Here is a 22,922-nt window from a genome sequence, read left to right on the forward strand (position 1 = left end):
TCCACGCATTGCCGGGCTTGACCCGGCAATCCACCTTTGCGGCACCAACAAGCGCTTGGGCAAAGCTGGATACCCGGGTCAAGCCCGGGTATGACGACTGAGAGGGAGCAGCCTCGATCTTTCCCTGCCAATCGGGAGAGATTGGAACATCACTCGCCCTTCACGCCCGCTGTCTTTGCCACCGTTGCCCAGCGCTCAAAGTCGCGACGCAGGCTTTTCTCGAAAGATTCGGGGCTATCACCGACCGGAACGAGATTGACCGCCTGCAGGCCGGCGGTCCCTTCCGGTGAATTGATGATGCGGCCGAGCTCGGCCGACAGCTTGTTCACAATGTCCTTCGGCGTCGCCGCCGGTACGAACACGCCGACCCAGCCTTCAGCCTCGAAACCGGGATAGCCGAGTTCAGCCATGGTCTGCACGTTCGGCAGCTTGGGCTTGCGTTTCTCGCCGCCCACTGCGAGCGGACGGATCTTGCCGGCTTCGAGCTGCGGACCGGCGGTGGTGAAGTCGAGGAAGGCCGCAGTAACCTGATTGCCGAGCAGATCGTTCAGCAACGGCGCGGCGCCACGATACGGCACATGGGTCATATCAATGCCGGTGTTCTTCTTCAGAAGCTCGCCATAAAGATGCGACGTGGTGGCATTGCCGAAAGTGCCGTACGGATATTTTCCGGGACTGGATTTGGCAAGATCGACCAGTTCCTTCACGGACTTCATCGGCTGCGCTTCGGGCACGACGAGCACGATCGGCGAGATCGCGACCTGCGTGACGGGCGTGAGATCCTTGAACGCATCGTAGGGCAATTTCGACATCAGGCTCGGCGCCTGGATGATCTGCGTGATTGCGATCAGCACCGTGTAGCCATCGCCCGGAGCCTTGGCAGCGAAATCGTTGCCGATCACGCCACCGGCGCCCGGCTTGTTCTCCACGGTGACGGTCTGCTTCCAGGATTCCTGCAGCCTCTGCGCCAGCAGGCGCGCGGCGACGTCAGTGGCACCACCGGGCGCATAGGGCACGACAAAGGTGATGCGCCGATCGGGATAGGATTGCGCCGTCTGCGCGGATGCTCGCGACGACACCGCTCCCAACGCCACCATGACTGCCAGAGTGACACCGCGCATGGCCTTGATCGACGGACTCGTCTTCATCTATTCCCCCCTGAAATCTGGTTGCACCGACATAGCGGCGCTTCGACGAGTTGGCCTCGCTTGACCATTGCTTACAGTGCGAAAGACGATTCTGATACAGCGCAACGCGCGTCCTGACGCCGATGCGCCCATACATCGCAGCCTTTAATTATCGGGAGTACGCCGTTCTATTTCCGCAAAGCGGAGAAAATCACGCTTGGGGCGACGACGGCGCTTGATGCGCGCGATCAGAACCAGCGTTCGCTGACCAACACCGTATCGCCGGGATTGATCGGCGTACCCAACGGCACTACGGCGCGATACGAGCCCTCGATGGTGGTGTGGGTCAGCGTGACTTCATCACGCTTGGCGCGCGGCGAAAAACCACCGGCAATGGCGATCGCGCTTTCGACGCTCATATTGGGCACGTAGGGATACTGTCCGGGAGCGGCAACTTCACCGAGAATGAAGAACGGACGGTAGGCTTCGATTTCGACAGCCACCGACGGCTCGCGAATGAAGCCATTGCGCAGGCGGCCGGTGATGCTCGCAGCCAGGGCAGCGGGCGTCATGCCACGCGCGGGCACGCGGCCGATCAGCGGCATGGTGATCGCGCCACCGGCATCGATGGCGTAGGAATTGGTGAGACCTTCCTGGCCGTAGACCACGACGCGCAGCTTGTCGCCGGCATCGAGCTTGTACTGCGCATCGTAGGTCGAGACGGGGGGAGCATAAGCGACCGGCATTGCTGCCGGGCCGTAACCCGGGCGACCATAAGCTAGCGTGTCGAGATCAGCAGCCGGCGCAACCACTGCAACAGGACCCGGTCTCCGCATGCAGCCGGACAAAGCCAGCGCGGCAACCGCGACAATCATGGGCAGACGAAACGCGCGGGCAGACGACACTGGACATATCCCTCATAGAGGCAGCCTCGGTTTTGGCCTCTTATGGTTAAAATTCCGTTGTCATGGCCTTCCATCAGACAGCAAAAAGCCCGCCTTCGGGAGCTCCGAAAGCGGGCTTTTGACGTTGTTTATCTACACTTAGCCGTAGTCAGCTCAGGCCGTGACGCCGACCCCGATCGGGCACGACACACCGGTGCCGCCGAGACCGCAATAGCCGCCGGGATTCTTTGCCAGATACTGCTGGTGATAGTCCTCGGCGAAGTAGAACTTCCCGGCCGGCGCAATCTCGGTGGTGATGGTGCCGAGGCCCTTCGCGGACAGTGCCTTCTGATACGCCGCCTTCGACGCTGCGACGGCATCGCGCTGTGCATCGCTGAAGGTGTAGATTGCCGAGCGATATTGCGAGCCGATGTCGTTGCCCTGACGCATGCCCTGGGTCGGATCGTGGCTCTCCCAGAACGTCTTCAGCAACTGCTCGTACGAAATCTTCTTCGGATCGAACACCACCAGCACCGCTTCGGTGTGACCGGTGCGGCCCGAGCAGGTCTCTTCATAGGTCGGGTTCGGCGTGAGGCCGCCGGCGTAACCGACCGCGGTCGTATAGATGCCGTCGCCGAGCTCCCAGAACTTGCGCTCTGCGCCCCAGAAACAGCCAAGCCCGAACACCGCCTGCTCAACTCCTTCCGGATAGGGCGGCTGGATGTTGCTGCCATTGACGAAGTGATGCTTGGTAGTTGGGATCGGCGTATCGCGACCGGGCAGCGCTTCGGCCGCGGTCGGCAATGCAGCAGTCTTGCGCATGAATAGCATGAGTCATCTCCCGGCGCGCTCGCGAACGAAGTGGACTCCGGTTCGCTGGACGAATGCGCAGATTTGGGGGCCAACAGCACCCGCGAGGCAGAACCGGATTCACTCCTGCCGCGCGGCGTATCTCAGGTGGCAATATAGGTATCTACGAGGGAAACGGCAGGTGTGTTACGTCGCCGAGCACCGTTCAATTCCGCGAATAGCCGATCAACGGCTTGCTTGGCCGAAACAACAGCATCAGCACGATGCCGAGCACGCCCATGACGGCCCAGGCCGGCTGGTTGAGCAGCAGTTTGAGAAGCCCGCTGAGGAACGGCGCATTGGCATCGACCATCGCCTGGAAGGAACGCTGGCTGGCCTGGTTGATGTCGTTCCAGAACTCCCCGAGCCGGGTCAGCCGCAGCGCCTGATCGGCAATCGAGCGCGCCCCATCATAGACCAGGAACACGAACCCACCGGCCAGCAGTAACAGCCCTATCAGGCGGAAAAACCCGCGGATCATCCGAATCCCCTCATCGCTCTCCCCCCGGCAATACCGGGCAAACCCGAGAAATTCAACCTCATCAGCAACTTAACCGCCAGCCTGCGGCTGTTTTTCGTCTAAAGGCACAGCCGGAAGGCGTTGACGGTGGAAATCGGGCACTCTATAAGGAGCGCCAATGGCGGTGGGCGCAATCCCGCCGCCGCTGTTCTTTGAGCGGCGCGCCCCGTGAGTTTCGAAACGCGTGAGCTTTGCCGCTCCGGGGATAGCATTTTCAGGAACACCCCGGAAACAGATCAGCGTTGGCCGCAGTCGAGCGGCAGACGTCAATCAGCCCGGCGCCCGAGACGGGACGCTGCTGAAGGATAGTGAGATATGGCCAATACGACCTCCGCCAAGAAGGCGACGCGCAAGATTGCCCGCCGCACCATCGTCAACAAGTCCCGCCGCACCCAGATGCGCGGTGCCGTCCGCACCGTCGAGGCGGCGATCAAGAGCGGCGACCGCGAAGCGGCGCTAAAGGCGATGAAGCTCGCCGAGCCCGAACTGATGAAGGCCGCTCAGCGCAACCTCGTTCACAAGAATCTCGCAAGCCGCAAGGTCTCGCGTCTCGTCCATCAGATCGCGAAGCTCGCGCAGTAATCTGACGACAACATTCTTTCCAAAAAGCCCGGCTTCACGCCGGGCTTTTTTATGCCGCAATGCGTTCGCGCTATCGCGTCACAAATTCTGATGAAGCGCAAAGACCGCCGCGCGCTTGCGCGATGCGCGTCTCGTCATGTCTCTTCAACGGCACAGCCGGAACGCACAACACATCACACCGAGTGCCAATCCGCGTTATCGCTTGCGTCAGCGTGATTCTGAAAAAGCAACAGCGCCACGCCGCCAGCGCGAGTCCGATGTCTAGGGTTACCCTGACTCAACGCACAGAAAAAAACGCGCGGCTCTAATCACTTATCGGCATAGCGAAGCGGACCAGTTTGAAAACGCGGACTCCGCCCCTTCATTCGTAAATGAATTATGAATTTCTTTTTTCGCTGGATCGAATCTGCAACGGCACTGTCACATTACGATTCAGCGCGTTGATTCAAAACGTTGACGCATCGTCAAAAAAATCACGACGTGTTCCGGGCTGCCCAAGTGAGGCTTTTGCGGGGCACCTGAAAAATGATTCCGTTGCGAGAAACCGGGCGTGCTGTATTTCTTTAATCACTCGCGGCGCCCGCGGTTCTTTAGATCAGAGCGATTTAAGAACCAGGACGGACCTTAGGATCAGCGACGGTCTTCAGGTTAGCGACACCTTCCAAGCTTTGATCGGATCGCAGCCCATAGCAATATGGGAAGGGTTGTTCTGTGTCGAAATTTCTCGGGTATCCATTCGGATGCTTTGAAAAGAAATGCGCACCGGCCAATCGCAACCAGCAAAGCGGACGGTGCGGAAGTAAGCGGGCAGGCGAGCGGGCAAGACGACGATACGGGAATGCGACTGAACGAGTTTCGATGTTCAGCGTTGCGGACTAACTTTGAACCACATGTGAACTGACATCTTGCCGCGAGCGACCGCGGCGAGCGGGGAGGACTTATGCGCAAATCGACCACGACAGCATTCCTGCGACTGCGATCTGCGTTTCATTCAGATATGGCAGCACATGCGGCGACCCGGACCTCCGCCCACGCTCCCGACAGACCCTCCAGTACGCGCTGACCTCGCGACGAGGTCCTCTTCGACATCACTGATCTGACCTCGGCCAGATGGCCGTTGGCGGAGCTGTGCCCGAAGACGACGCGTCACACGAGGTCGCACCGCGTCTCCATACGCGGACATTCATCGGCAGCGTTGTGCCGGACACTCACTCTATCTGAAAAGTTCTCTGACAATGGCTAATATGGAACAGGATCACTGGTCTCGCGTGAAAGGTCGGCTGCGGTCGACCGTTGGTGAAGACGTTTACTCCAGCTGGTTCGCGCGGATGGATCTCGAAAGCGTGCAGGACGACAGCGTCCATCTTTCGGTACCCACCCGATTCCTGAAGAGCTGGATCCAGGCCCACTATGCCGAGCGCGTGCTGAACGCCTGGCAGGCCGAGATGCCGCAAGTTCATCGCGTCGATCTCACCGTGCGTTCGGCAATGCGCAACGTGGCGCCCGCCAACAAGGAAGCCGCCGCACCAGCCGAAGCGCGCCGCACCGAGACGTCCAACAACCGTCACGCGCCCGAACTCCGCGCCACAGCCACCGCGCCGGTGTCCGCCAGCCATGAAGCACTCGGCGGCTCGCCGCTCGATCCGCGCCTGACTTTTGCGAGCTTCGTGCTCGGCCGCGCCAACACGCTGGCCCATGCTGCCGCGCGTCAGGTCGCCGAAGGTCGCCGCGGCGATCCGGTGATGTTCAACCCGCTTTACATCCATGCCGGCGTCGGCCTCGGCAAAACCCATCTGTTGCAGGCCGTAACCTGGGCCGGCAATTCCGGCCCCGACCGCAAGGTGCTGTATCTCACCGCCGAGAAGTTCATGTACGGCTTCGTCGCTGCGCTGAAGACGCAGACGGCGCTCGCCTTCAAGGAAGCGCTACGCGGCATCGACGTGCTGGTGATCGACGACATGCAGTTCCTGCAGGGCAAGACCACGCAGGCTGAATTCTGTCACACACTGAATGCGCTGATCGATGCCGGCCGCCAGGTGGTGATCGCAGCCGATCGCCCGCCGTCGGATCTGGAAAGCCTCGACGAACGCGTGCGTTCGCGCCTCGCCGGCGGTCTCGTCGTCGAAATGAGCTCGCTCGGCGAAGAGCTGCGCCTGGGCATCCTGAAATCGCGCGTTGCCGCCGCGCGTGCACATCACGCCTCGTTCGAGGTGCCGGAGCCGGTGCTGGACTATCTGGCCCGCACCATCACCCATAACGGCCGCGACCTCGAAGGCGCAATCAACCGCCTGCTGGCGCATTCGAAGCTGAACGCCACGCCGGTCACGCTGGAAATGGCCGAGCGCGAAGTGCGCGACCTGATCCGCCCGCAGGAGCCGAAGCGCATCAAGATCGAGGACATCCAGCGTGTCGTCGCGCGTCAGTACAATGTCAGCCGGTCCGACCTCCTGTCGTCGCGCCGCACCGCCAATGTCGTGCGCCCCCGTCAGGTTGCGATGTATCTGGCCAAGACCCTGACGCTACGCTCGCTGCCGGAAATCGGCCGCCGCTTCGGTGGCCGCGATCACACCACGGTTCTGCATGCCGTACGCAAGATCGAGGCGCTGGTCGGCAAGGACGTGGCCCTGCAGGATGAGGTCGAAACGCTGAAGCGCCAACTCCAGGAGTAAAGCGTCCCCACCCCCGGTGCGCCAAAGCGTGCGCCGGGGCAGGACGAGGGTGTTAACCGTCAAAACATTGGGGGCCGGAAGCGCATCTCTCTTGCGCTTCCCGGCCATCCACGCCACCTTGCGGTCCCCCGCGGGATTGAGCAAAATCCACTGATCGAGCTCGCGGGTGTCATCGCCGCGGCGCCCGTTCGGGCCGCCAGGCATTTCCACACGACACCGGATTGAATCGGGCGGGTTTTGTTATGAAGGTCACCGTCGAACGCGCGCAACTCCTGAAGTCGCTGAGCCACGTGCATCGCGTGGTCGAGCGCCGCAACACGATTCCGATCCTGGGCAACGTGCTGATCCGCGCCGAAAATGCCCGGCTGTCGCTAAAGGCCACCGACCTGGACCTTGAAGTCACGGAAACCCTGGCCGCCGAAGTCGGCACCGCCGGTTCCACCACCGTGCCTGCCCATATGTTCTACGACATCGTCCGCAAACTGCCGGACGGCTCCCAGATCGTGCTCGAAGCCGATGGCGACCGCTCGGTGATGGCGATCCGCGCCGGCCGGTCGCGCTTCACGCTGCAGACGCTGCCGGAGAATGATTTCCCGGATCTCGCCGCCGGCGAAATGACGCACTCGTTTGCGCTGCCCGCCTCCGACGTGAAGCGCCTGATCGACCGCACGCAGTTTGCGATCTCCACCGAAGAGACCCGCTATTATCTCAACGGCATCTATCTCCACGCCGCCGGCACTGCGACTGCGGCAACCTTGCGCGCCGTCGCCACCGACGGTCATCGTCTGGCACAGATTGACCTCAAGCTGCCCAAGGGCGCCGACGGCATGCCGGGCGTCATCGTGCCGCGCAAGACGGTCGGTGAAGTGCAGCGTCTGATCGAGGACCTCGAAGCCGAGATCACCATCGAACTGTCGCAGGGCAAGATCCGCTTCACGCTCGGCAATGTGGTTCTGACCTCGAAACTGATCGACGGCACCTTCCCCGACTATGGCCGCGTGATCCCGCAGAACAACGACAAGGAACTGGTGATCGACAAGAAGGATTTCGAGAACGCAGTCGACCGCGTCTCGACGATTTCCAGCGAACGCGGCCGCGCCGTGAAACTCGCGCTGTCGGCGGGCAAGCTCGTGCTGTCGGTGACAAATCCGGATTCCGGCAGCGCGACGGAAGAGCTCGAGGTCGAATACGCCTCCGACGCGCTCGATATCGGCTTCAACTCGCGCTATCTGCTCGACATCGCCGCCCAGATCGAAGGCGAAGTTGCCGTGCTGCGCCTTGCCGATCCCGGCTCGCCGACGCTGGTGCAGGACAAGGACGCCAAGGGCGCCCTGTATGTGCTGATGCCGATGCGGGTGTGAGTTCCTTCAGGTATCGCCCCCGCCTAGCGCGCCAAAGGCGCGCGCGGAGCGGGGACCCATAGCCGCCGAAGAACTAGTTGCAGCTAGGTAGCCACGACTCTGCCGTTTTGATTGTGCCGGGCCGTGGTTATGGATCCCCGCCCCGCATGCGCCTTCGGCGCACTAGGCGGGATGACAACGGAGATTGGCGCGGCCCGTTGCGACGACTTTAGCTGAGTCCCATATTCACGAATGACCGCCTCCCGCATCCATCGCCTGTCGCTCACCAATTTCCGCAGCTATCGCGCGGCGTCGCTGGAGGCGTCGGCGGACATGGTCGCCCTCGTCGGCCCGAACGGCGCCGGCAAAACAAATTGCATCGAAGCGATCTCGTTTCTGTCGCCAGGCCGCGGCCTGCGCCGCGCGACGCTCGAAGACGTTGCGAATAACGAAGGCGACGGCTCCTGGGCCGTGTCGGCGACTGTCGAGGGTGAGGTTGGTCTCGCCACACTCGGCACCGGCATCGATGCCCCCGCGGCAGAAGGTGCGTCCACCAGCCGTCGCTGTCGTATCGACCGGGAGCCTGTCGGTTCTGCCGCGGCATTCGGCGATCACCTGCGCATGGTGTGGCTGACGCCCGCGATGGACCAGTTGTTCATGGGCGCCGCCTCCGAACGCCGGCGCTTCTTCGACCGCCTCGTGCTGGCCATCGACAAGGATCACTCCGGTCGCGTCTCCGCGCTCGAGCGAAGCCTGCGTTCGCGCAACCGCTTGCTCGAAGACCGGAACAGCGACGCCCACTGGCTCGATGCCATCGAGCGCGAGACCGCCGAACTCGCGGTCGCCGTCGCCGCGACGCGCGGCCAGACGGCGATGCGGCTCGCAGAGATGCTGCGCGTGCGCGGCGAAGCCTCGGCCTTTCCATCCGCACTCATCATGCTCGACGGCTGGATGGAAAATGCGCTGGTCAATGAACCGGCCACAGCGGTCGAAGATCGCTATCGCCAGATCTTGCGCGATGGTCGCCCGCGTGATGCCGCCGCCGGCCGCACGCTCGACGGCCCGCATCTCACCGATCTGCAGGTGATCTATGCGCCGAAAAACATGCCGGCGCGCGATGCCTCCACCGGCGAACAGAAGGCCCTGTTGATCGGGCTCATCCTCGCCCACGCCACGCTGGTCGCGGAGATGACCGGCATCACGCCGCTCCTGTTACTTGACGAAGTCGTCGCCCATCTCGACCCTGATCGACGCAAGTCGCTGTTCGGCGAACTCTCGAAATTGGGCGCCCAGGTCTGGATGACCGGCGCCGATCCTGTTGCTTTCGCAGATATCGGCCCATCCGGCGAGATTTTCGACGTCGCCAATGGGCGTATCGCGCGGCGCCAGCCGACCGGTTGAACCAAAGCAACACCTCCTACAACTCACTCTAAGTGCCCCGCGCAAATAATGTCGCTGCCCTTGTGGGCAGCGCTTTTGCATGCACGCAAGCAAACGCCGGAGGCTTTCTGTAATGTTTTCAAGCAAACGCGGGATGCAGCTCCCGGCCAGACGCTGCCTGTTGGCCCTGCTCGTCAGCACCGCCATCGCCGGCGGCTCGCTGGCCTGCCGCGCCGAAGACGGCTTGGTGGATGTGAGAACGCTGCCATACATCGAAGGCGCTACGGCCCGGCCGGAAGCCACCAAATATCCCAACCTCAGCGCCAGCTATTTTGGCGCGGGCACTGTCGCGGACACCATTGCGAGTACCGGCAGACTACTCGCCGCCGACGGCTGGATCGCCTACACACCGCCATTCGAAGCCTCGAATCGCAGTCGCTGGTACAAGAAGGGCGCGCAGGGCGTGTTGGCATCCTTCATGACCGACGGCAGCCGAACGGACCGGTCGGGTGTCAGCTACAGCTCACAGCGCCTGGAAGTGAACCTGCCCTTCCCTGAACGTGCAACCGACATCGTCTATGACGAGCGGCGACCGTATCTTGGATGCATGACCACCGAAACGATCGACGCAACGCTGGCTTTCTTTCAGAAAGAACTCGCTGCGTTGGGCTGGTCGCCGCTGGCCGTGAGCGCTGCGGAGACCCGCTGGCCGGACGCGAAGATCGACGAGACGAGCACGAATGGCGTGCGTGTCTATTTTACCCGCGACGGTAACACGCGACAGTTGCCGGTGATGCTGACATTGCAGCGAGGCACCGACAGCAGGACCAGCGTCGAAATTCGCGTCGCGCCCTTCGCGCTTCCGCAAGATCTCGCTGCGGGTCCTGAATCCGCAGGTCTGCCGCGGCCGGAACGCATCAAATCTGCCGGAACCACCGGCAGCGCAGATTCCGTCAAGCGCGAAGCACATGCGCTGATCCCGGCCGAGCTCGGCCCCGTGCTCGCCTTCTATCGCCGCGAACTCGGCAAGAAGGGCTGGATCGAACAGAGCAAGGACACCGTCGTCACCGCCGATCGCGCCTCGCTCGCATTCACCTCGCCGGAAGAGACGGCAACGCTGCAGATCGGTCGCAAATACGATCTGACCACCGTGCAGATCGACGTACAAATTCTGCCATCTGTGATCGCAGCGCGCGCGAAGGCCAAAAAGGATGCCGACGACCGCTTTATCAAGGATGCACTCGCGTTCGGGCAAGCAGCTATTGCCGAAGCGGATGCGAAGCGCGCCGCGGCACAAGCCGCGCGTGGGCCGGAAACTGCGTTGCGCGCGATGGACGGTTCGAGCACACCGATTCCCGTCCCCGACACCGCCAGCGAGATCGACTTCGACGGCGCCGATGGCAGGCTCGCATTCACCAGCTCATCAAGCGTCAGCGCGCTGGCGGATTTTTACCGCAGCGGAATGAAGACGCTCGGCTGGAAGAGCACGCCGTCAGTCATCAACAATCCCAATATGGTGGTGTTGAATTTCAGCAAGGCCAAGCAGAGCATCTCAATGACGGCGATGCAGATGGGCCCGAAGGTCAATGTCACGGCGACAGGCTCGGGCCTGAAGGGCGTGCCGGTCGCGGCCGTTGCCAACACCACCACCACGGGCAACGCCAAGAGCGCCGAACAGGTTCTCGAGTCCGATGGCGACACCGATTATCCCACACCGAAGCAGCGGACGTTGCGATCGCTGGGTACTTCAGGGCTGCCAGGCGGCGCGCCGTTCAGACATGAGTTGAGTGCATCTGTGCCTTCGGGACTGGACTCGGTTCTGGCGTTCTACCGACGCGAACTCACGCAGCGACAGTGGCAGGAAGACACGAAGAGCGCTGTCATCAAGCCGGACAGCGCCACGCTCGCCTTCAAGGCCCCCGATGGGCCGGCCATGCTGAAGCTGGAACGTCGCAACGACGAGACCACGGTTAGTCTGGTGGTGCGCCATCCCGCAGAAGCGACGAGGGCGGGTATCCTGCCTGCACTGGGCAAGGTTCGGCTGCTCTTCGGCAATATGGGTGACGCGGAAGTGTCGGTCAGCGTCAATAACAAGACAATCAAGGTCGCGCCCGGCGTGGGCGGACCGCAAAATCCGAACGGGCCGACGATGGAACTGCCGCCCGGCGCCTACAAGGTCACGATCAAGGCCGCGGGCAAGCCCGCACATGACAGTACGATCAAGGTGGTGGCCAACGATAGCTGGGGCCTGATGGTTGGCCCTGACGGTCGGGATATCCTCCCGCTGCAGCTCTACTGAGGACAAAGCTTGCAAGCGCGCCAGCGCGCGCGTCCGCCACTGCATTGGGCCATGAAGAATCGTCTGTTGTAGACCACGTTCGACAGCATAAATATCTGGCCATGCTGGTATTTTTGGCCATTCATCTGTCGCGGATCGCGCGCGCGTTCGGAACCGAAATGCGTTCGCTTCCGATTCCCGGACCGCGCATGATCGACGAGGCCGAATGCATCTGTTCGGTGCTGCTGGCAATCGTCTTGTCGCACGCCATCGGCGCGGAGAATGTCGGCTGGGCCGCGTTCTCCGGATACATGGTAATGCGCTCGCATGTCGCCGAAAGTTTTACGCGCGGCATCCTCCGCGTGATTGGGACGCTTGCTGGCGCAGGACTCGCGCTTGTCGCTGCGCCTTTGCTGCTGCGCCAGCCGGTGCTGCTGAGTCTCGGTCTTCTGATCGGTGGCGGCATCACCCTTTATTTCGCCATCGTCGGCCGCCGCGCCTATGCCTGGCTGTTCACCGGCCTCACTTTCCTGATGGTGCTGATCGAAGGCATGGAGCATGCGCGAGAGCCGATCCTGCGCTTTGCCTCGACGCGTGTGCTCGAAGTGCTGGCCGGTACCACCGCCTGCGTCATCGTCAGTGCGATCTCGACCTGGACAGTGCGGCGCGCGCTACCGAATCCGGACAACAATCTGCGCGCCAAGCCGGTCGACCAGCCGACGCGGCAATGGCACACCACGGTGGCGCGTCACGCCTTGGTCGGCGGCATTGCATTGGCGCTGATCCCGTGGACCTGGCAGTGGCTCGGCATCCCCTCGCTCAGCCAATCCAGCATCACGATCTTCGCGGTCATGCTGGTGCCGGCGGCATCGTTAGCGGACGGCATGCTCAGCCCGGTTTCCTCGCGCATGATGAACCGGCTGGTCGGCTGTCTCGCGGGCGGCCTGCTGGCCAGCGCAATCCTGCTGGTCAGCCAACATTCGCCCGTCGTGATGACCATTGGACTTGCGCTCGGCGTCATGATCGGCCGTCACATCGAAAATGGCCCGCCCTCCATGAGTTATGCGGGTCTGCAATTCACTTTGGCCTTCCTCGTGGTGCTGGTGCCTGACAACTACGCCAATGCCGCCCTGGAGCCCGGCTATGACCGCCTGTTTGGCATTCTGTTCGGGATGGTGTTGCTGGAGCCGGTCGTGCTGGCCGTGCATTTAATCGCCCGGCGCGGCCTGAAGGGGACCCCCGCCAAACCGGCTGTGGGATTGGCCGAAAAATAGCCTCTCGGATGCACGCAAGCCGGGCATTTCGACGCCCGGAACAGGCGCGAAATCAGGCTACGAAAACGGCCTCAAATCGGCTTGAAACGGCGCCAAAAAAACCTATTTATTCAATAACTTGCTGCGCGTTACTTTGCGCTAGGCGCAATGCGCCTTTCATGGCACAAATAGAGCGATTCAGGCGCCGTTTTCCGCGCTGATTCGGCACACCTTCGAAGGCCCCTACATGACTGAACCAGCCCGGCAACCTATCGCCGACACTGAGCATGCCATTCCCATCGAATACGGTGCGGAATCGATCCGGGTCCTGAAGGGACTCGACGCCGTCCGCAAGCGCCCGGGCATGTATATCGGCGACACGGATGACGGTTCCGGCCTGCATCACATGGTCTACGAAGTCGTCGACAACGCGATCGACGAAGCGTTGGCCGGTCACGCCAGCGCCGTCGAAGTCATTCTGAATGCCGATGGTTCGGTGACGGTGCGCGACGATGGTCGCGGCATTCCCGTCGACATCCACAAGGGCGAAGGCATCTCGGCAGCCGAGGTCATCATGACCCAGCTCCATGCCGGCGGAAAATTCGACCAGAACTCCTACAAGGTGTCCGGCGGTCTGCATGGCGTCGGCGTGTCCGTCGTCAACGCGCTGTCGAGCAAGCTGATCCTTCGCGTCTGGCGCAACGACAAAGAGCACCGCATCGAATTCGCCCATGGCGACGCGGTGGCGCCGCTCTCGGTGGTCGGCGATGCCAATGGCAGGCGCGGCACCGAAGTGACGTTCTATGCCTCGGCGGAAACCTTCACGACACTCGAATATGATTTCGCGACACTCGAACATCGTCTGCGCGAACTCGCCTTCCTGAATTCCGGCGTCAACATCAGATTGTCGGATCTGCGTCATCCGGTCGAGAAGACCGAGAACATGATGTATGAGGGCGGCGTCGAGGAATTCGTCAAATATCTCGACCGCAACAAGAAGGCGATGGTGCCGACGCCGATCGTAATGCGCGCCGAACAGAGCGGCATCAGTGTCGAAGTCGCGATGTGGTGGAACGACAGCTACCACGAAAACGTACTGTGTTTTACCAACAACATCCCGCAGCGTGACGGCGGCACGCATCTGGCCGGTTTCCGCGGCGCGTTGACGCGTCAGGTCAACGGCTATGCCGAAGTTGTCGCCAAGAAGGAAAAGATCGCTCTGACCGGCGACGATTGCCGCGAAGGTCTCACTGCCGTGCTGTCAGTGAAAGTGCCCGATCCGAAATTTTCGTCGCAGACCAAGGACAAGCTGGTGTCCTCGGAAGTGCGTCCGGTGGTCGAGAACGTTCTCAACGAAGCCCTCGCCTCGTGGTTCGAGGAACATCCGACCGAAGCCAAGATCATCGTTAGCAAGGTGATCGAGGCCGGCGCTGCCCGCGAAGCCGCCCGCAAGGCCCGCGAACTGACCCGGCGCAAGGGCGCGCTGGATATCGCCTCCCTGCCCGGCAAGCTGGCTGACTGTCAGGAGCGCGATCCCGCCAAGTCCGAACTGTTCATCGTCGAGGGTGACTCGGCAGGCGGCTCCGCGAAACAGGGCCGCAACCGCGAATTCCAGGCCGTGCTGCCGCTGCGCGGCAAGATCCTCAATGTCGAGCGCGCCCGCTTCGACAAGATGCTCGGCTCCGAACAGATCGGCACGCTGATCACGGCGCTCGGCACCGGCATCGGCCGCGACGACTTCGACCTGTCGAAACTGCGTTATCACAAGATTATCCTGATGACGGACGCCGACGTCGATGGCGCGCATATCCGCACGTTGCTACTGACGTTCTTCTTCCGCCAGATGCCGACGCTGATCGAAGGCGGTTATCTCTACATCGCTCAGCCGCCGCTTTACAAAGTGACGCGCGGCAAGTCCGAGCAATACCTCAAGGACGAGCGGGCGCTGGAAGATTACCTGATCGATACCGGTCTCGACGACTGCATCTTCAAGCTCGCTTCGGGCGAGGATCGCACAGGCCGCGATCTGCTGGCGCTGGTGGAAGATGCCCGCATCATCCGCGGCACGCTCAACAATCTGCACTCGCGCTATAATCGCAAAGTCGTCGAGCAGGCTGCAATCGCTGGCGTGCTCAATCCGCGGGTCACCGCTGATCTCGCCACCGCCAATGCCGCTGCCGACTACATCGCGAAGCGACTGGACGCGCTGGCCGACGAAGTCGAGCGTGGCTGGATCGGTGAATTCCGCGAAGGCCAGGGCTTCTTCTTCGAACGCACGATTCGCGGTGTGAAGGACGTCTCCTTCATCGACGACGCCCTGCTCGGCTCCGCCGATGCGCGCAAGCTCGACGAATATGCCGGCAGCCTGCAGGAGGCCTACCCGAAATCCGGCGTCCTGCGCCGCAAGGACATCGAATTCCCGATCCACGGCCCTGTCAGCCTGTTCGAGGCCGTGACCGACGCCGGCCGCAAGGGCGTGGCCCTGCAGCGCTACAAAGGTCTTGGCGAGATGAACCCCGGCCAGCTCTGGGAAACCACGCTCGACACCAATGAGCGTTCGCTGCTGCAAGTCCGGGTCAAGGAAGTCGACGAGGCCGACGACATCTTCACCAAACTGATGGGCGATGTGGTCGAACCGCGCCGCGAATTTATCCAGGACAATTCGCTCAGCGCGAATGTGGACGTGTAAGCCGATCGTACCCGGAGATAAGATTGAAAAGGCCCGCCATTCTTGGCGGGCCTTTTTGCGTTTATCCTACTTTTTTACCAGCGGGCAGCGCGACTGCTCCAACGGCTGGAAGGCCTGATCTGCGGGGATCGTGGCGAGCAGCTTGTAGTAATCCCAGGGCGCCTTGGACTCGTTCGGCTTCTTCACCTCGAACAGATACATGTCGTGGACCATACGACCGTCTTCGCGGATCTTGCCGTTCTTGTAGAACACGTCATCGACGGGCAGTTCACGCATCTTCTTCATCACCTCTTCGGTGCTGTCGGTGCCGGCGGCCTGAACGGCCTTCAGATAATGCAGTACCGATGAATATGTGCCGGTCTGAAGCATGTTCGGCATGGCGTTCACCTTCCCGTAGAAGCGCTTCGACCACTTCCGCGTCTCGTCGTTCATGTCCCAATACGACGCTTCGGTGATCGTCAGCCCCTGGGCCTCCTTCAGCCCGAGACCGTGAACGTCGTTGATAAATCCGGCCAGTGCCGAGAGCTTCTGGCCGCCTGCCGTCAAGCCGAACTCTGCCGCCTGCTTGATCGAATTGATGGTGTCCCCGCCGGCATTGGCGAGCGCCACCACCTTGGCCTTGGACGACTGTGCCTGCAGCAGGACGGAGGCGAAATCCGCGGTCCCGACCGGGTGTTTCGTCGCACCGGCGACCTTGCCGCCCGATGCCTTGACGACATCGCCGGTGTCCTTCTCGAGGCCTTGACCGAACGCATAGTCCGCCGTCACGAAATACCAGGTATCGAAACCCTGGCTGACAAGCGCTTTACCGGTGCTGTTCGCGATCGCGAATGTGTCGTAGGCCCAATGAACCACATAGGGTCCACACACCTCATTCGTGATCCGGGTCGACCCCGGCGAGCTCAGCGTGATGATCTTCTTCTTCTCCTTGGCGATCTCGAGCACAGCCAAGGCAGGCGACGACGACGCAACGTCGAGAATGGCATCAACCTTGTCGGTATCGAACCATTTGCGTGCAGCGTTGGCAGCAATATCGGGCTTGTTCTGGTGATCTGCGAATACGACTTCGATCGGCATGCCGAGGACCTTGCCGCCGAAATCCTCCACCGCCATCTGCGCCGCAGTTACGGCACCCTTGCCGGTAATGTCGGCATAGACGCCCGACATATCCTCGATCACGCCGACACGGACGACGCCATCCGAGACCTGTGCGTTCTGCGCCGAAGCAGAGGCGGTGCAAAGAAAAACGCTGGCAATCACCGTCGTAAAGCACGCACCCAGTTCAGATCGTTTCATATCATCCACCCCTTTTACGTTTTTGATTTTTCAATACGCCTGCGACGCGCGATCTCTCCAGGGACCTATCGCATCGTCACTTCTCGTTTCCTCTGTTCGCAAACGCAGCCAGACCACGCTTGGCATCCGCACTTGTGAAGGTGCGCTGACCGAGCGCGGCCTCCACGCGAAATGCTTCTGCGAGCGGCAGATCCTGAAGCGTCAGCGCCGCTTCCTTGATGGTCTGGATGGCGATCGGACTCAGTGCCGCAATCCTGGCTGCCATCTCATAGGCCAGCAGTTCGACTTGATCGGAATCGACAACCCGGTTGACGACGCCTTTGGCAAGCATGTCATCCGCGGAAAAGCGCTCCGCCGTCAGCATGATCTCCATGGCATGCGCGTAGCCGATCTGCCGGACCAGGCGCACGAGCGTGCCTCCCGCCGGTACGAAACCGTGCTTCGGTTCGGGCAGTTGAAAGACAGCGTCGCGCGCCGCGATCCGGATGTCCGTCGCCAGCATGATCTCGAACCCGCCGCCCATGCACATGCCGCGAATGGCGCTGATGACCGGCTTATAGAATCCGCGAAACTTGATATGGGCCGGATCCCAGGCCGAGATGTCGATCGTGTCCGCGGCGAGTGCAGGAATAGACTCCCGGAGGTCAGCACCGACGCAGAAGGCGCGATCGCCCGCACCGGTCAGCACCACGGCCCGGATCTCATCGTCATCCTTGATGGCGTGGAATGCCCGGCCGAGGTCATCATACATGGCGAGCGTCAGCGCATTCATCTTGTCCGGCCGGTTGATCCGGACCGTTGCGACGTGACTGTCCTTGGTGAAATCAATCGCCATCAGATCGCTCCCGACGCCTTGAGACGCGCCAGTTCGGTCGCCGTGACATCCGCCAACCGGGAGAGAACCTCTGCATTGTCCTCGCCAGGCAGCGGCGCTTTTTCGAACGACATCTGCCCCGCACCGGATAGCTTGATCGGCAGACCGAACATGCCGATCAGCTTTCCGGCGATCGGAACGTCGACGATCATGTTGCGTGCGGCGATATGCGGATCTTCGACGACCTCGGCGATGGTCTTGATGGCGCTGAGCGGGATCTTGTCGCCCGCCATCTCCTCGAGTTCGGCCTTGGTGTAGTTCGCGAACCAGCGTTCCAGCAGCGGCTTGACCCTGGTCTCTGCCACCGCGTGATCGAACCGCTTCTCCATCGTATCGATGGCCGGATCTTTGGCCTGTTCCGGCTCGCCGAACAGCGCGCAGGTAATCGCCCAGAACTTGTCGGTGTAACCGCCGAAGAAAACGTAGCCGTCCTTGCAGGGAAACTGGCCATAGGGCCGAACGAACGGATGATCGTTGCCCAGTGGCGAAGCTATCTCTTTCTGCGCGGTGTAACGGACCACGGCGTTCTCGGTCAGTGTCAGCACGGAGTCTTGCTGAGACACATCGACCACCTGACCGACGCCGGTCTTCTCTGCTTCTCGCAATGCTGCGAGCGTTCCGATAGCCGCATAGAGGGAAGCGGCGAGGTCGCCGATGATCGTGCCGACGCGAACGGGCGGCATGTCGGCATAGCCATTCATCGACCACAGCCCGCCGGCCGCCTGCCCCGTATTGTCATAGGCCGGCTTGGATGAATTTGGACCTGTGCGGCCGAAGCCACTGATCGCGGTGTAGACGAGCCTGGGATTGATCTCGCGCAGCACCTCGTAGCTGAGGCCAAGCTTGTCCATTGTGCCAGGGCGGAAGTTCTCGACGAGGATGTCGGCCTTCTGCACCAGTTTCTTCAGCAGGGCCTTGCCATCATCGGATTTGAGATTGAGCGTGATGCCCCTCTTGTTGCGGTTGAACTGTGTGAAGAAGGCGCTGAGTTGCTCATCGTCGTTGCCGACGAAGGGTGGAAAGGTCCGCGCATAATCCGGCTCTCCGGGATGCTCCACCTTGATCACGGTGGCACCCAGGTCTGCGAACAACATCGAGCAGAATGGACCTGCGACAACACGTGTGATGTCAAGCACCGTCACGCCCTTGAGAGGACCGCTGCGCTCCTTGAGCCCATCTATCTTTTCTGCTGTGTTCACATCATCCTCCCAGTCCATACGAATGTCCGCCGACAACATCGGCACGCATGATTTTCGTACAAGAGCATGAGTATCGAAGATACATTTTCATACCCGGCGGCCGTGCAGGCCGTGACGCCTGCACGAAGTTGCGTTGCACAAAGTGGCGTTAAAACGCCTCCACTTTTTACGAACGCAGCTTCTCGAGAACTTCCTTGGCGCGATCAACACGCACGTCGTGATTGGCGGCGAGCGCGGCCGCGACCTTCTCGATCTCGTCACCGGTGGCGCCGGCGACGATGGCGATGTTGCGCGCATGCAGTGCCATGTGCCCCTTCTGGATGCCTTCGGTGGCCAGCGCACGAAGCGCGCCCATGTTCTGCGCCAGACCGACGGCAACGGCGACTTCCGCCAGTTCCTGCGCACTCTGCACGCCAAGTATCTTCAGGGCCGCTCGCGCGGCGGGATGGGTCTTGGTGGCACCGCCGACAAGGCCGAGCGCCATCGGCATCTCAATGGTGCCAACGAGATTGCCCTTGCCATCGATTTCCCAATTGGTGAGCGAGGTGTAGCGGCCGGAGCGCGAGGCCCAGACATGGGCGCCGGCCTCGATGGCACGCCAATCATTGCCGGTGGCGACCACGACGGGATCGATACCATTCATGATGCCCTTGTTATGGGTCGCGGCGCGGTAGGGATCGACGATTGCAAACGCGCAGGCCTCGACGATGCCGCGGGCGATACGCTCGCCGCTATATTCGTCGGTCTTCAACGCTTCCGGCGTCACCGACACCATGGCGCGCGCAATGCGCAGATCCGCATAATTCGATAGAATACGAAGACGCACCTCGCCGCCGGTGATCTTCTCGATCATCGGCGCGACCGTCTCGGCCATCGTGTTGACGGTGTTGGCGCCCATGGCGTCGCGCACGTCGACGATGAGATGCACGGCCATCATCGGCCCCACCGGCGTGTCTTCGAACACATGCACCTCGACGTCGCGGCAGCCGCCGCCGAGCGAGATCAGCACCTTGTCCTTGGCATTGGCCGCCTCGATGATGGCATCGCGCTCACGCAATACGCGGGCGCGGGCGCCATGCACATCGGTGACACCCAGTACCTGCACCTGCGCACGCATGATCGGCGCGGAGCTTGAGGTCTGGAAACCGCCGCATTTGCGCACGATGCGTGCCATATAGGACGCCGCGGCCACCACCGAAGGTTCTTCGACGGCCATCGGGATCAGATAATCGCGGCCGTTCACGGTGAAATTGGTGGCGATACCGACCGGCAGTTCGAACGTGCCGATGACATTCTCGATCATGCCATTGGCGAGTTCGAGCGGCAGCGCGCCGGGGCCGAAGGCCGCGCGCTCGGTGTCACCGAGTAAGGTCGCGTCGATCACACGGTCCAGCCTTTCGGCAGGCGCGAGATTGCGCAGGTTTTCCAAACGCGAATTGATCTTTCCGGGCTGTTCGCCCGACTTTGAACCGGCCATTGCGGCGCCTCCCATACAGGGTCTTCTGTTGGCGGCACGTTAGGCATCCGCGGATGCCGTCCGAAAGAGACAGTTCTGAAATATTGTCCTAGACTGTACCCATGGCGATTTGACCTCTCTATTCGCCGATGCAGCATCCTTCCGCGCAAATGGAGCGCAGACCAGGTTCATCTGCGCGAAGACATGAGACTGGACGATTGAATTCAATCTTGTCGCTCTTGGAGAAAGGTACGGTTCCGATGGACCGTCCAGCACTGCACCTGGAGGCATTGCTTGACCACTTCTCGTGAGCCGTCCGATCGCAGCACAACGCTGGCCGAGACTTTGGCCAGCCGGTTGCGTGTACGAATCCTCTCCGGCGCATTGCCGGAAGGCAACCGCCTGCCCTCGATCAGAAAGGCCGCGGGGGAATTTGGCGTGTCGAAGAACACCGTGGTCGAAGCCTATGACCGACTGGTGCTTGGCAATCTCGTCGCGGCAAAGGCAGGCTCCGGTTTCGTGGTCATCTACCGCGGCGATGATGGCGGGCGACCGAAACACGTGAGCGAAGCCGTCGACATCGCATCGCTGCTGAGCGCCCAGCTCTCGCAGAATTTCGAGATCCGCGTCGGCGACGGACGGCCGCCGGCTTCGTGGACGGAGCAATCGGAGATCAAGCGCCATCTGAGCGGGACCGGACGGATCCTGCCGGTCGCCGCTGACGCCTATGGCTCCGCACTCGGATTCCTGCCGCTCCGACAACAGATTGCATTGCGGCTGCAAGCCCAGCAAATCGCGGTGAAGGAAGACGGGCTTCTGCTCACATTCGGAGCCAATCACGCGCTCGACTTGATCATCCGCGCGATGCTGTCGCCTGGCGATACGGTGCTGGTGGACGAGCCCGGCTATTATCCTCTGTTCGCAAAGCTCACGCTGGCGCAGGTTCGCATCGTCGGCGTTCGCCGCCTGGCGGATGGGCCGGATGTCGACGACCTCGCCGCAAAGATCCAGTCGGAGCGGCCGAAGCTGTTTTTCACGCAGTCGCTTGGCCACAACCCGACCGGAGGATCGATCACGCTGCCCGTGGCGCATGCGGTGCTTCAGACGGCGATGCGATCGAACCTCGTGATCGTCGAGGACGACCCGTTTGCCGATCTGCCTATCGCGGTGAACAGCCGGCTGGCGACGCTCGATCAGTTGAACAATGTGATCTCGATCGGGACCTTTTCGAAGACACTGTCGGCGAGCCTGCGATCGGGCTTCATTGCGGCCCGCAGCGACCGCATCGCGACGCTGGCCGAACTGAAGATGCTCACCACCGTCAACAGTTCCGGCCATGTGGAGCGGCTGCTGCACCGGCTGCTCGCGGACGGCCACTATGAGCGGCACCTGAAGCGGCTGGGACAGCGGAGTGAAGCCGCCATGGGTCAGGTGCGCGCCAATCTCGTGCGCGGCGGACATCATCTCTATGCCGACGCACGCACGGGCTATTACCTGTATCTGCTGCTGCCGGACGGAATCGACGACATGGCGCTGGCGCGCGAAGGCGCGAAGGACAGCATCTTCATCGCGCCGGGAAGCCTGTTCTGCCTCGACAAGAACAGCCCGCTGGCGCGGGCGATCAGGATCAATGTGTCGCGGGCGGATAATCCGAAATTCTACGAATTTCTGCTGCGCCGGCTGCAATAGACGCCGCGACGCCTTCAGGTCGCTTCCTCGGTATAGGGAGCCAGCACATCCAGCAGATCCCGGCCCCGCGCCGGGGTCGGCTCCACCAGCGCGCGGTTGGCGACCGAGTCCAGATGCGAATGCATCAGCGACATCGCCTTGTTGGCATCGCCCTCCTGCAGCGCTTCGATGATCGCGATATGCTCGCTGATGCCGCATTCCGACGAATGCGGCCGGCTGAACAGCGACAGTGTCAGACAGCAGCGATAGGCGATCTCGCTGACATAACGGACCAGCACCGGGCTGTTGGTCATCGACGCCAGCATGATGTGAAATTCAGTCGCCAGGCGAATAGACACGGCGTTCGGCCCGTCATGCGCCTCGCGCTCCGCCTCGACATGCGCCTTGAGGCGCGCGATCTGGCTGCTGCTGAGCTTGCCGGCGATCTTGCGGACGATCAGCCGTTCGAGATCCATCCGGATGTCGAAGATGTCCCGCGCATCCTGCCAACTCGGCGTCACCACCACCGCGATGCGGTTACGTCGCAGCTCCACAAGCCCCTCGGACGCCAGTTGCCCGAGTGCATAGCGCGCAATGGTGCGGCTAACGCCGAAGCGCTCACCCAGAGAGTCCTCGGGAAGCTTGGCGCCGGGTTCCAGAGCCTGCTCGATGATCGCCCGCCGCAGCGCGCGGCAGATCATCCCAACCTTGTCTTTTGAATTCGGCGCTTCTGGCATTCAGTCAGACCTATCGTGATCGCTGCACGTGAGCTTTGCCCGAAGTGCATGCAATCTAAGAGAGTAGATGCCCAATAATTCCGCATGGAATGGCGAGCGAACGTAAAATGACAACGTTTCG

Annotated in this window: 17 protein-coding genes; 8 read left to right on the forward strand and 9 right to left on the reverse strand. The window is 61.8% G+C overall.

The features are described 5' to 3' along the window. Positions 1-149: 149 nt before the first annotated feature. The 4 genes from RSO67_RS16695 to RSO67_RS16710 form a co-directional block, all read right to left on the reverse strand. Entirely contained in the window at positions 150-1,148 is a 999-nt protein-coding gene (locus RSO67_RS16695) for a tripartite tricarboxylate transporter substrate binding protein (protein WP_315839781.1), read from the reverse strand. A gap of 227 nt (positions 1,149-1,375) precedes the next feature. After that, complete coding sequence (locus RSO67_RS16700; protein ID WP_410001896.1) at positions 1,376-2,002, reverse strand: polysaccharide biosynthesis/export family protein; 627 nt, start codon at positions 2,000-2,002, stop codon at positions 1,376-1,378. A gap of 183 nt (positions 2,003-2,185) precedes the next feature. After that, complete coding sequence (gene msrA, locus RSO67_RS16705; protein WP_315839783.1) at positions 2,186-2,842, reverse strand: peptide-methionine (S)-S-oxide reductase MsrA; 657 nt, start codon at positions 2,840-2,842, stop codon at positions 2,186-2,188. A 184-nt stretch (positions 2,843-3,026) separates the two neighbouring features. Continuing rightward, on the reverse strand, positions 3,027-3,341 hold the full coding sequence (locus RSO67_RS16710; RefSeq protein ID WP_068729932.1) for a hypothetical protein: 315 nt from the start codon (positions 3,339-3,341) through the stop codon (positions 3,027-3,029). Between the two features lie 354 nt (positions 3,342-3,695). Between RSO67_RS16710 and rpsT the strand changes: the two genes are divergently transcribed. The 7 genes from rpsT (at position 3,696) to gyrB (ending at position 15,571) form a co-directional block, all read left to right on the forward strand. Continuing rightward, the gene (rpsT, locus tag RSO67_RS16715) at positions 3,696-3,962 is read left to right on the forward strand and encodes a 30S ribosomal protein S20 (protein ID WP_068729934.1); all 267 of its coding nucleotides are present in this window, start codon (positions 3,696-3,698) and stop codon (positions 3,960-3,962) included. A gap of 1,235 nt (positions 3,963-5,197) precedes the next feature. Beyond that, a complete protein-coding gene (gene dnaA, locus RSO67_RS16720) occupies positions 5,198-6,631 on the forward strand; it encodes a chromosomal replication initiator protein DnaA (RefSeq protein WP_068729936.1) in 1,434 nt (477 codons plus the stop codon). A 242-nt stretch (positions 6,632-6,873) separates the two neighbouring features. Next, positions 6,874-7,992: a DNA polymerase III subunit beta gene (gene dnaN, locus RSO67_RS16725; RefSeq protein WP_089263411.1), complete on the forward strand. Its 1,119-nt coding sequence runs from the start codon at positions 6,874-6,876 to the stop codon at positions 7,990-7,992. Between the two features lie 231 nt (positions 7,993-8,223). Then, positions 8,224-9,372: a DNA replication/repair protein RecF gene (gene recF, locus RSO67_RS16730; RefSeq protein WP_315839784.1), complete on the forward strand. Its 1,149-nt coding sequence runs from the start codon at positions 8,224-8,226 to the stop codon at positions 9,370-9,372. Positions 9,373-9,484: 112 nt separating this feature from the next. Then, a complete protein-coding gene (locus RSO67_RS16735; protein ID WP_315839785.1) occupies positions 9,485-11,650 on the forward strand; it encodes a hypothetical protein in 2,166 nt (721 codons plus the stop codon). A 158-nt stretch (positions 11,651-11,808) separates the two neighbouring features. Further along, on the forward strand, positions 11,809-12,903 hold the full coding sequence (locus RSO67_RS16740; protein WP_315839786.1) for an FUSC family protein: 1,095 nt from the start codon (positions 11,809-11,811) through the stop codon (positions 12,901-12,903). Positions 12,904-13,129: 226 nt separating this feature from the next. Next, positions 13,130-15,571 carry a DNA topoisomerase (ATP-hydrolyzing) subunit B gene (gene gyrB, locus RSO67_RS16745; RefSeq protein ID WP_089263407.1) on the forward strand — a complete coding sequence of 814 codons (2,442 nt, stop codon included), beginning with the start codon at positions 13,130-13,132 and terminating at the stop codon, positions 15,569-15,571. Between the two features lie 66 nt (positions 15,572-15,637). Here the strand turns inward: gyrB and RSO67_RS16750 are convergent, their stop codons facing one another. The 4 genes from RSO67_RS16750 to RSO67_RS16765 all read right to left on the reverse strand — a co-directional run bounded on the left by RSO67_RS16750 (position 15,638) and on the right by RSO67_RS16765 (position 20,417). Beyond that, positions 15,638-16,867, reverse strand: a complete 1,230-nt coding sequence (locus RSO67_RS16750) for an ABC transporter substrate-binding protein (RefSeq protein ID WP_315839787.1) — start codon at positions 16,865-16,867, stop codon at positions 15,638-15,640. A 76-nt stretch (positions 16,868-16,943) separates the two neighbouring features. After that, positions 16,944-17,702: an enoyl-CoA hydratase/isomerase family protein gene (locus RSO67_RS16755; RefSeq protein ID WP_315839788.1), complete on the reverse strand. Its 759-nt coding sequence runs from the start codon at positions 17,700-17,702 to the stop codon at positions 16,944-16,946. Next, the gene (locus tag RSO67_RS16760) at positions 17,702-18,940 is read right to left on the reverse strand and encodes a CoA transferase (RefSeq protein ID WP_315839789.1); all 1,239 of its coding nucleotides are present in this window, start codon (positions 18,938-18,940) and stop codon (positions 17,702-17,704) included. Before RSO67_RS16760 ends, RSO67_RS16755 begins: the two co-directional genes overlap by 1 nt. Positions 18,941-19,106: 166 nt before the next feature. After that, a complete protein-coding gene (locus RSO67_RS16765; protein WP_315839790.1) occupies positions 19,107-20,417 on the reverse strand; it encodes a hydroxymethylglutaryl-CoA reductase, degradative in 1,311 nt (436 codons plus the stop codon). 273 nt (positions 20,418-20,690) lie between these two features. Between RSO67_RS16765 and RSO67_RS16770 the strand changes: the two genes are divergently transcribed. Next, positions 20,691-22,085: a PLP-dependent aminotransferase family protein gene (locus tag RSO67_RS16770; RefSeq protein WP_315839791.1), complete on the forward strand. Its 1,395-nt coding sequence runs from the start codon at positions 20,691-20,693 to the stop codon at positions 22,083-22,085. 14 nt (positions 22,086-22,099) lie between these two features. Here the strand turns inward: RSO67_RS16770 and RSO67_RS16775 are convergent, their stop codons facing one another. After that, positions 22,100-22,801, reverse strand: coding sequence for a GntR family transcriptional regulator (locus RSO67_RS16775; protein ID WP_093757697.1), 702 nt, complete (start codon positions 22,799-22,801; stop codon positions 22,100-22,102). Positions 22,802-22,922 lie beyond the last annotated feature (121 nt).

Origin of the sequence: Tardiphaga sp. 709, assembly GCF_032401055.1 — a bacterium.
Classification (GTDB): domain Bacteria; phylum Pseudomonadota; class Alphaproteobacteria; order Rhizobiales; family Xanthobacteraceae; genus Tardiphaga.

Excerpts from the sequence above, each read along its gene's own strand:
- RSO67_RS16710 (WP_068729932.1), bottom strand. The coding sequence starts at position 3,341 with ATGATCCGCGGGTTTTTCCGCCTGATAGGGCTGTTACTGCTGGCCGGT.
- dnaN (WP_089263411.1), top strand. The coding sequence starts at position 6,874 with ATGAAGGTCACCGTCGAACGCGCGCAACTCCTGAAGTCGCTGAGCCAC.
- RSO67_RS16755 (WP_315839788.1), bottom strand. The coding sequence starts at position 17,702 with ATGGCGATTGATTTCACCAAGGACAGTCACGTCGCAACGGTCCGGATC.
- RSO67_RS16775 (WP_093757697.1), bottom strand. The coding sequence starts at position 22,801 with ATGCCAGAAGCGCCGAATTCAAAAGACAAGGTTGGGATGATCTGCCGC.
- rpsT (WP_068729934.1), top strand. The coding sequence starts at position 3,696 with ATGGCCAATACGACCTCCGCCAAGAAGGCGACGCGCAAGATTGCCCGC.
- RSO67_RS16765 (WP_315839790.1), bottom strand. The coding sequence starts at position 20,417 with ATGGCCGGTTCAAAGTCGGGCGAACAGCCCGGAAAGATCAATTCGCGT.
- RSO67_RS16700 (WP_410001896.1), bottom strand. The coding sequence starts at position 2,002 with ATGATTGTCGCGGTTGCCGCGCTGGCTTTGTCCGGCTGCATGCGGAGA.
- msrA (WP_315839783.1), bottom strand. The coding sequence starts at position 2,842 with ATGCTATTCATGCGCAAGACTGCTGCATTGCCGACCGCGGCCGAAGCG.
- RSO67_RS16695 (WP_315839781.1), bottom strand. The coding sequence starts at position 1,148 with ATGAAGACGAGTCCGTCGATCAAGGCCATGCGCGGTGTCACTCTGGCA.
- RSO67_RS16740 (WP_315839786.1), top strand. The coding sequence starts at position 11,809 with ATGCGTTCGCTTCCGATTCCCGGACCGCGCATGATCGACGAGGCCGAA.
- dnaA (WP_068729936.1), top strand. The coding sequence starts at position 5,198 with ATGGCTAATATGGAACAGGATCACTGGTCTCGCGTGAAAGGTCGGCTG.
- recF (WP_315839784.1), top strand. The coding sequence starts at position 8,224 with ATGACCGCCTCCCGCATCCATCGCCTGTCGCTCACCAATTTCCGCAGC.
- gyrB (WP_089263407.1), top strand. The coding sequence starts at position 13,130 with ATGACTGAACCAGCCCGGCAACCTATCGCCGACACTGAGCATGCCATT.
- RSO67_RS16735 (WP_315839785.1), top strand. The coding sequence starts at position 9,485 with ATGTTTTCAAGCAAACGCGGGATGCAGCTCCCGGCCAGACGCTGCCTG.
- RSO67_RS16750 (WP_315839787.1), bottom strand. The coding sequence starts at position 16,867 with ATGAAACGATCTGAACTGGGTGCGTGCTTTACGACGGTGATTGCCAGC.